Annotated in this window: 7 protein-coding genes; 1 reads left to right on the top strand and 6 read right to left on the bottom strand. The window is 59.5% G+C overall.

The features are described 5' to 3' along the window. Positions 1-81: 81 nt before the first annotated feature. The 6 genes from ACKAMS_RS33375 to ACKAMS_RS33350 all read right to left on the bottom strand — a co-directional run bounded on the left by ACKAMS_RS33375 (position 82) and on the right by ACKAMS_RS33350 (position 7,275). Complete coding sequence (locus tag ACKAMS_RS33375) at positions 82-945, bottom strand: TIGR03619 family F420-dependent LLM class oxidoreductase (protein ID WP_256938841.1); 864 nt, start codon at positions 943-945, stop codon at positions 82-84. 50 nt (positions 946-995) lie between these two features. Next, positions 996-1,736 carry an ABC transporter ATP-binding protein gene (locus tag ACKAMS_RS33370; RefSeq protein ID WP_075836034.1) on the bottom strand — a complete coding sequence of 247 codons (741 nt, stop codon included), beginning with the start codon at positions 1,734-1,736 and terminating at the stop codon, positions 996-998. Continuing rightward, positions 1,729-2,532, bottom strand: coding sequence for an ABC transporter ATP-binding protein (locus ACKAMS_RS33365; RefSeq protein WP_075836036.1), 804 nt, complete (start codon positions 2,530-2,532; stop codon positions 1,729-1,731). Before ACKAMS_RS33365 ends, ACKAMS_RS33370 begins: the two co-directional genes overlap by 8 nt. Then, positions 2,529-4,532 carry an ABC transporter permease gene (locus tag ACKAMS_RS33360; RefSeq protein WP_075836038.1) on the bottom strand — a complete coding sequence of 668 codons (2,004 nt, stop codon included), beginning with the start codon at positions 4,530-4,532 and terminating at the stop codon, positions 2,529-2,531. Before ACKAMS_RS33360 ends, ACKAMS_RS33365 begins: the two co-directional genes overlap by 4 nt. 32 nt (positions 4,533-4,564) lie before the next feature. Further along, entirely contained in the window at positions 4,565-5,830 is a 1,266-nt protein-coding gene (locus ACKAMS_RS33355) for an ABC transporter substrate-binding protein (protein ID WP_143542644.1), read from the bottom strand. A gap of 182 nt (positions 5,831-6,012) precedes the next feature. Next, the gene (locus tag ACKAMS_RS33350; RefSeq protein ID WP_218681632.1) at positions 6,013-7,275 is read right to left on the bottom strand and encodes an ABC transporter substrate-binding protein; all 1,263 of its coding nucleotides are present in this window, start codon (positions 7,273-7,275) and stop codon (positions 6,013-6,015) included. 221 nt (positions 7,276-7,496) lie between these two features. Here ACKAMS_RS33350 and ACKAMS_RS33345 point away from each other — a divergent pair, with 221 nt between their 5' ends. Next, complete coding sequence (locus tag ACKAMS_RS33345) at positions 7,497-8,951, top strand: MFS transporter (protein ID WP_218681631.1); 1,455 nt, start codon at positions 7,497-7,499, stop codon at positions 8,949-8,951. Positions 8,952-9,000: the final 49 nt, after the last annotated feature.

Below are 9,000 nucleotides of genomic sequence, written 5' to 3'. Positions count from 1 at the left end.
ACGCAACTGACGACGCAACAAATCGAATGAGGGGAAGAGGGCCGGACCACTATGGTCCGGCCCTCTTCGTCTATACCCTGATCAGCTGAACCGTGTGACCACGCGTTCGCCGAGCACACCGATATCACGTCGGTATGCGTCCAATGTTCTACTGCTCGGCTCGAATCCGATCCAGGTCACACCAGCATCCTCGTACGCAGGTATCACCTCGGCGACGGCCGCGGCACACGCTTCCACGTCATGGGTGCGCAGCATCTCGGCCTCGAACGGAGTGAATACCACGTCGAGAGGAGGCTTACCGAGTTCTGCGCGTTGCTTCTGGACACTCGAAATCAGGACTGCCAACTCGCCAATCGACTCCAGCGGTGGCGATTTCGTGATCTTTGACGTCTCCGCAGACTGACCCATCGGAATCCACCCCTGGCCGTGCTCCACCGCCCGTCGCCTGGCCGGGCCAGAATTGCCCCCGATCCAGATCGGCGGACCGCCTGACTGCATGGGTTGCGGCAACATCGTATTGCCGTGCGCAGGAAACAGATCACTGTCGTGGTCGGTCCCCGCCCAGGCACTGCGCATAGCGGGAATTGCCGCATCCAATAGTCGCCCCCTCGATGTGTAATCCGCACCGAGCACGACAAATTCGTCCGCGAGGTACCCCGCCGCCATACCGAGTGTCAATCGCCCCTTGCTGAGGACGTCCAGACTAGCGGCAGCTTTGGCAGCCATATATGGATGTCGATAACTCGACACCATCACATATGTCAGCATCCGGATCTTCTCGGTCGACGCCGCCATAAATCCCAGGGACACGAACGGATCGAAAGCGTGATGCCCGCCTTTACCCAACCACGCGTCGTCAGGGTACGGATGCTCGCTCATCCCTATAGCGTCGAAACCCGCGTCCTCGGCGATGCACGCCGCAATGCCGAGGTCTCCCCCATTCATCCACTGGTGGTAATGTTTGACCGCACGCATAGGAAATAACAGAGCGAATTTCATTGCGCTACAGAGGTTTCTTCCTCGGATTGCGTTCCGCCCATATAGTTCTGAACCACTTCGTCGACCGCGCCGTCCGCAACCCCGGACCAAACTATCTCGCCACGCCGCATCACAACGGCATCGTCCGCGAACTCCAATGCGCGCTCGACGTACTGTTCGATCAAAATCATCGTGGTACCCGACTTCTTTGCAACCTCGAGTGCCTCGTAGATCTTGTCGATCACCAGGGGAGCCAGCCCCAACGAGAGTTCGTCCACCACAAACAGTCGCGGTCCGGTGACGAGCGCACGTCCGACGGCGAGCATCTGCTGTTCTCCCCCGGAGAGAGTCGATGCTTGTTGCTTGCGCCGGTCACCGAGAACGGGGAACAGTGAGTACAGCCTGTCGACCGCATCTGCCCTGGCATCTTTGGGCAGAATCCGCATACCGAGCGCGACATTGTCGGCAGTGCTCAAACCAGGAAAAATCCCACGCCCCTCAGGCAGATAGGCGATTCCTTTGCGCGCCAACGCAAAGGCGTCACTTCCAGTGATGTCCTCTCCCTCGACTGAGATTGTTCCCCGGTCGGGCGGGATAAGTCCTGCCAGAGCCTGAGCGATGCTGCTCTTACCGGCGCCGTTCGCGCCGAGCACAGCCAGGCATCGACCGGAGGTGACGGCGAACGACACACCGTCTACAGCGATGGCGTCGCCGTAACAGATACGCAAATCATCGACTTCGAGCATCACGTCAGACATCAAGATCAGCCTCCATGGTTCCCAGGTACGCAGCCTGTACTTTCTTACTGTTTCGAATGTGACTAGGGTCGCCCTCATCGATCAGTCGGCCGAAATCCAGCACGAAAACCCGGGCGCTGATGTCGAGAACCAAATCGATATCGTGTTCGACGATCACAACGGCGATATTGCGATCACGACACACCCGAACAACCAAATCGGAGAAAACCGCCGTCTCCGCGCGACTCAGTCCTGCAGTCGGTTCGTCGAGCAGCAAGGTTCTCGAGTCGCACGCCAGGCACTGTGCGACCTCAACGAGGCGCCTCGTTCCGAGCGGCAACTCTCTTACTCCCTTAGCCGCCACATTCGCCAGACCCAACTCTGCAAGCAGCTGCTCCGTCTTTCCGAATTCGTCTGTTGTAATGCGTTTTCCGAACGCGGACTTGAGAGCGCTACCAGGCTTGTGGTTATTGGAGCGTAGAGCCAGAACCAAATGTTCGCGCACATCGAGATCCGGTACGAGTTGCGGGGCTTGAAAGGTGCGTGCCATTCGGGCATGTGCGTACACCTGCGGCCGAGCACCGGTGACATCCTGATCTTCTAGCCGAACGATTCCGGAGTTCGGCCGTTGAATTCCGGATGCGACGGCAAGCAGTGTGCTCTTACCCGCCCCATTCGGACCGATCAACCCGGTGACCTGGCCACTGCGAGCCTGAAGGGAGACATTCTGCAGTGCCTTGACACCGCCGAAGTTGACGCTGATATCCGAAAGTTGAAGTCGGACTTCTCCCACTTTCGTGTCGGCGACGGCGGTCATCGTGAACTCCCAACTGGGGTAGCTGATACGGCAGTCTGATCATCGGTGGTGGGCGACTGTGTGCCGTCCGGTTTACGCTCGGGTGTCAACCTCGCTGCCAGAGTGCGAATCTGTGCTCGCATCATGGTGTTGATTCCGGAGGGATTACTCACGATCATGATCGCGAGGAGGCCGAAGAGCACGGCAGGTAGTTCAGCAAGCCGCGATGGCAGGTAATTGGCAACCAACGCCGGCCCCACTGCGAGAGACAACCCTGCGACCGCCGCGCCGCCGATGCTCGACGATCCTTGGGCGATGACAACCGCAAACCAGGTCAATCCGAGCAGAGCACTGTATGCGCCGGTGAATGCTACGTACTGGTTGCTTGCGATCACTCCACCACCGAGGCCGGCGATTCCGGCACCGAGGACAAACAGCGCAAGACGGGACCGGAAGATGGGAATCCCGAGACTGGATGCCCGAACACGGCTGGCACGAATTGTGGCGAATCTCAGGCCCAGCGTCGACCTCCGGATCAAGAACAACACGAGCGCCACGATCAGGAAGATCGCAACGGTGAAGTACAGGTAGTCCTGATCATTGGTGAGGTACACCCCACCGAACGTCGGGCGATCCACGAACACACCCGCGTCGTTGTTGGAGAATGTCGGTCGGGTGAAAATCACCTGGTCGGCGAGAAGAGCGAAGGCGTAGGTCGCGATGGCCGCGTACAACTGTCCAAGCGGTAGGCACACCAGGCCTACGACAAGACCGCACAGCGCCGACACACATGCAGCCAGCAACATGGAAGTGATGATGCCGAGTCCGTATGTCGTCGAGAACTGCGCTGTCGCAACCGCACCGATACCTACAAACGAGATCTGGCACAAACCGACGACGGCCGCCTCACCGGTGACGGGCCGGAAGCAGAGCAGCGCGATGGCGTATGCCATACCGACTGCGAACACCCCCACCCAGAAACCGCTGAAGACATAGGGGACCGCGACGAGCACGACTCCGAGTACAGCCCAACCGACGTATCTGTCCCACGAACCGCGGGTTCCTCGCATGACCGACTGGACATGCGCGACACTGCGTTCGGCCGCTGACGAGAGTTTCGCCACCTCCCGTGACGCAACATCGTCTCGGACGCCCGCACCTCGACTTCGGGCGACGATTGCGATGACCATGAGCAGGAACGGGATACTGGGACGCAAAGCCGTGGTCAGGATTCCCGAGTCCGGTAAGTACGGAATGACGACCGATTGCAGAACGCCGACCAGCAGTGCACCGCCAAATGCCCACCACACGTTGGTAAGTCGACCGATGACTACACCCGCGAACGATGCGGCGACGACACTACTGAAGCCAGCCGCATTCAGACCGACCTGAGGCATGACCAGAATGCCCGCGAGCCCGATGACGGACATGCCTGCCATCCATGTGCCTGCAACGACCACTTTGGGATTCGTTCCGGTAAGCACCGTCATCATTTCCGAGTCAACCGCACCCCTGGTCACGAGGCCCACAGCTGTCCGGTTGAGAAGCAAGAAGCTGCCGATTGCAACGATCAGAGCGATGCCGATGACGAGCATCTGCTCATTGCTGATGTTGACACCGGCGATGGTCACGACGCTTCTGACGTTTCTGATCAAGCCAGCAGGTTGCAGAACTTGATCGTGCCCGAAGAGCAATGTCGTTCCCGCGGACAGCGCAACCGAGAGACCAATGGTAGCGGCGAGGCGAATCAGAGGTGTTGCGGTGGAGAGCCTTCCGAGAAGGACGCGCCACAGGAACCATCCCATGATCGGAGCGATCACCACAATCGACAGAACGAGCGAGACCACCGTGGGAAGTCCGACGTCGGTGTTGAGCCAGTAGAAGCAGTAGGCCAAGAAGAAGGCCATGCCTCCCTGCGCGAAGTTGAACACATGTGAAGCGTTGTATGTGGTGACGAGGACCAGCGCGAAGATCGCATAGAGCGACCCAGTGACGAGTCCCGCAACGAGATAGCTGAGCATCTATTTTTCTCCTCGAACGGTAGGGTTCGGCATCAGTTCATGACCTCGCCGCAGGTGGCCTCCGGCTCCGGAACGAATGAGTTGCCCTGGAATGTCACGAGCCAGTTGCATCGCCCGTAAGGGGTCCCCGCCGGGACCGGTCCGGAGGCGAAGTTTGCCGGCTCGATCAGGAGACCGGCTCCGCCATAGTCGGAGACCTTGTGCAATTCGGATATGAAGGCATCCCTCGTCGGGCAGTCACCTGCCTTCTTCAACCCCTCGATGAACAGATCAGCCGAAATGTATCCGGGCCCAGTGAAACCGGTCCGGGGATCGACACCGTCGCCGTACTCGGACATCGCATCCACGAAAGCGTTCGTGCTCTCGTTATCGAGTTCGATCGGAACGATTCCGACGCCTGCACCGGAAACACCTTGGAGCAGATCCCCGACCTGAGCGGTAATCTTGGGGTCATAGAGTCCCTGCATTTCGGTGGCCTTGAGCTTGACGCCCTGGGCCGCCATGGCCTTGAGGACCGAGATGGACGAGTCGGTTACGAGCGGCATGTACAGACCATCGACGCCCGCATCCTTCATCTGGATGGCCACCGATGTCGCGTCGAAGGCTCCGATCGGGATGTCGAAGGACGTGGCCGCGACCTCGAGGCCTATCTGGCCCGCCGTCTTCACCAAACCGTCTGCGCCGCCTTTGGATCCGGTCGAATTGTTAGCGAGAACGCCGAGCTTGGTGACACCCTTGTCCTGCATGAACTGTGCCATGGATGTGGAGTAGAAGCCGATGAGGGACGCTCCGGCGTATCCGAACGCGTTCATTTTCTCCTGGTACGCCGGCTGCCCGGGGTACCCAGCGACGGGCACATTCTGCGCAGACAGATAGTCGAACATTGTGTCCACGCGGGATGCGTGCAGAATGCCGAACGCCTTCTGCGACTGCACCGCGTTTCGAGCCGCGGTTACCTGCGCAGCGCCGTCGCCGAGGTCGTCGTTGGTCACCAATTCAAGTCTCCGACCATTCACGCCACCGTTCTCGTTCTCGACGGCAAAGCGGGCCTTGGCTCCTTCCACGAAGCCGGCGAAGGTCGAGGCCGCCGGACCCGAGAGCGGCGATACGGATGCAACAACGATTTTGTCCGCGGTGACGCCGGGCGAGTTACACACTCCCCCAGCGCCACTCGCAGAATCGGCCGAACTTCCCGCACAGGCGGTCACACTGGCCAGCGCAATCATACTTACCGCACCGACAATCATGGCGCGACGAACCCCGGCGCCGCCGAACCACACCGACTCGAATTTCGACATCAAGACAACTCCTCGAATTATTTGCTGCACAGTGGCATTTGAAGTGAGCGCACGAACGGTGCTGATTCGGAAGGCGGTGGACCACACCCCAATCGAAAGCCTTGCGGTAAGTAATACTATTCATATGACTTAGATCATGTCAACAAAACTTGGACATGACGACGTTGATCTGATACCGCTTGCTACAGACCGAGAATCTCTCCACACGTCGCTGCAGTATCCGGGACGAACGCACCGCCGGAGTAGGTCACGAACCAAGCACAGCGTCCGTAGGGGAACCCTCCGACAACCGGACCTTCCGCGAAGTTTGCGGGTTCGACCAACAGACCGCCACCGTCATACGCATCGACCGCTCGCAGCTCCTTCACGAAATTCTCTCGCGTCGGGCATTCGCCGGCCATCTTCAGCCCCTCGATAAACAGATCCGCCGAGACATACCCCGGGGTCGTGAAACCGGTCCTCGGATCGACTCCGTCACCGTACTTTTTCATCGCGACCGCCAACTGTTCAGTTGCATCGCCTGCAACTTCGACCGGAATCGTCCCGACCGGCGGCGAAGATACACCTTCGAGCAGATCGCCCACCTGGTCGGTGACCTTCGGGTCGTACAGTCCCTGCATGTAAGCGGCCTTCAGCTCCAATCCTTGAGCCTTGACGGCCTTGAAAATCGCCACCGACGAATCCGTAACCAGTGGCATAAACAGCCCATCAACGCCGGCATTCTTCATCTGCAACGCGATCGAAGTGGCATCGAACGAACCGACCGGAATATCGAGTGCGGTCGCCTCCACGTTCAGCCCCACCGTAGGTGCAACCTTGATCAGACCTTCGGCGGCACCTTTGGATCCAGTCGAATTATTCGCCAGTACACCGAGTTTGGTGACACCACGATCGACGAAGAACTGAGACTGCGCGGTCGACGGAAAGCCGATGCTGGCTGATCCGGCGAATCCGAACGCATTCTCCTTCGTCTGGTAGGCGATCTGTCCGGGGAAACCGGTTACCGGAACATTTTGAGAGGAAAGATAGTCGAACATCGTATCCGCGCGGGAGGCGTGCAGGATGCCGAATGCCTTCTGCGACTGGACCGCATTACGAGCGGCGGTTACCTGCGCAGCACCGTCACCGAGGTCGTCATTGGTCACCAGCTTGATCTTTCTGCCGTTGACTCCGCCCGCTTCGTTCTCGACCTCGAACCGTGCACGTGCGCCCTCTACGAACCCTGCGAAAGTGGATGCCGACGGGCCCGACAGCGGCGACACGGAGGCGACGGTGATCGAGTCGGCGGTGACGCCCGGACTGGTGCACGCTCCAGTCGCGCCGTGCTCGGAGGCACTGCCCGCGCATCCGGTGAGACCGGACACCGTGGTCACAGTCGCGGCGGCTATGACGCCGATCCGGACGGAGGACCGCTTGGCAGCCCGTATCGACTCGAGAATCGACATGTAGTTCTCCTGATTCGAGTGCGCACATCGGTGCGCGTGAGTTGAATGCTCTCGTTCCGAGGCGGCACGCACCGGCAGAAGCCGCGCACAGTATCGAAAACGAGAACGCGATTTCGCCGAAAATACATACGCCGGAACCTATAGTTCGATTAACCGCAAGACTTACGGTAAGGAACCTACAGCATGTCTCCATCTATTTTGACCGAGTTGACGTCACCAAAATGAAGAAGATTCTCAGGGGCAGCGGGTTGGGCAATCCCACTGTGATCACAACAGTTCTGGCCTCGACCGGATTAGTCGTCTCATTCATGCAAACGCTGCTCACCCCACTGGTTCCAGAGTTACCTCGACTTCTGAACACGAGCCCCGCAAATGCGGCATGGGTTATCACGGTCACGCTCCTTGCGGGCGCCGTATGTACGCCTATTGCAGGTCGCCTCGGCGACATGTTCGGCAAGAAAAAGATCGCGCTGATCTTGCTTGCAATACTGACTGCAGGATCGATATCCGCGGCTCTGTCGACCAGCCTGTGGCTACTCGTAGTGGGTCGCGCACTGCAAGGCGCGGGGTTGGGCATCATTCCACTCGGCATCAGCATGTTGCGAGACTCTGTACCGTCAGATCGACTGGGGCGATCGGTGGCGTTGATGAGCTCCACACTCGGCGTCGGCGGTGCCATAGGAATGCCTCTGTCGGCCTTCGTATCCGAGCGAGCCGATTGGCACGTACTGTTCTGGTTGGCCGCGGCACTCAGCACGACGGGGGCCTTGCTGATCTTCCTGTGTGTACCAGCCGGCCCTGCGCACCGACATGCGTCGTTCGACTTCGTCGGCGCGGTCGGTATCGCGGTCGGGTTGAGCGGCGTACTTCTCGCGGTCAGCAAGGGATCCGAGTGGGGGTGGACAAGCACGTTCACGCTGTCGAGCGCAACTGTCGGCGTCGTGATTCTCGTCAGTTGGGGCATCTACCAATGGCATAGGAACAACCCCCTAGTGGATCTGAGAGTGAGCACGCGACGCCCGGTCCTGCTGACCAATATCGCCTCCGTCGCAGTCGGTTTCGGACTATTTGCGTCTACGGTCGTGCTTCCGAAGCTTCTCGAGATGCCGTCGACGTCCGGGGTGGGTCTAGGACAGTCGATCATGGTGGCAAGTCTGTGCATGGTCCCCACCGGTCTGATTATGATGGCAACCTCGCCTGTAGCCGCACGGACATCGGAACGCTCGGGGCCTAGAACCAGTCTCATCATCGGTGGTGTCACGATCGCATCGGGTTATGCGCTCGCGATACTGTTGATGACCGAGGTCTGGCACACCGTGCTGGTCGGCTGCTTCATCGGCGTAGGAATCGGGTTCGCCTACGCCGCGCTCCCCACCCTCATCATGCAATCGGTACCGGATGGCGAGACTGCTGCCGCCAACGGGTTGAACACATTGATGCGATCGATCGGCACATCGACGGCAAGCGCAGTGACTGCCATGGTGCTGGCCCAGAACGTCATCGAGGCCGACTCGATACCGCTCACCACCACGGCCGGATTCCGCCTGGCCTTCGGGATCGCCGGGCTGGCAGCGATCGCAGCCGTGTTAGTTGCGATGTTCATTCCGGCCCGCAGGCCGGTGAACTCGGACCTACACGCCGCCGTTCCGAACGAACCGAGCACTTCACCGGTCTAACCGGGAAGTGCTCGGTTCGTTCGGAAGTGATGAACGATATTCAGTTGCG

Source organism: Rhodococcus sp. 5A-K4 (genome assembly GCF_046097995.1).
GTDB classification, from domain to species: Bacteria; Actinomycetota; Actinomycetes; order Mycobacteriales; family Mycobacteriaceae; genus Rhodococcus_F; species Rhodococcus_F erythropolis.
The sequence above is the reverse complement of the archived record's forward strand: the minus strand, read 5'-3'. Positions and strand labels throughout refer to the sequence as shown.

Excerpts from the sequence above, each read along its gene's own strand:
- ACKAMS_RS33375 (WP_256938841.1), bottom strand. The coding sequence starts at position 945 with ATGAATGGGGGAGACCTCGGCATTGCGGCGTGCATCGCCGAGGACGCG.
- ACKAMS_RS33370 (WP_075836034.1), bottom strand. The coding sequence starts at position 1,736 with ATGTCTGACGTGATGCTCGAAGTCGATGATTTGCGTATCTGTTACGGC.
- ACKAMS_RS33365 (WP_075836036.1), bottom strand. The coding sequence starts at position 2,532 with ATGACCGCCGTCGCCGACACGAAAGTGGGAGAAGTCCGACTTCAACTT.
- ACKAMS_RS33360 (WP_075836038.1), bottom strand. The coding sequence starts at position 4,532 with ATGCTCAGCTATCTCGTTGCGGGACTCGTCACTGGGTCGCTCTATGCG.
- ACKAMS_RS33355 (WP_143542644.1), bottom strand. The coding sequence starts at position 5,830 with ATGTCGAAATTCGAGTCGGTGTGGTTCGGCGGCGCCGGGGTTCGTCGC.
- ACKAMS_RS33350 (WP_218681632.1), bottom strand. The coding sequence starts at position 7,275 with ATGTCGATTCTCGAGTCGATACGGGCTGCCAAGCGGTCCTCCGTCCGG.
- ACKAMS_RS33345 (WP_218681631.1), top strand. The coding sequence starts at position 7,497 with ATGAAGAAGATTCTCAGGGGCAGCGGGTTGGGCAATCCCACTGTGATC.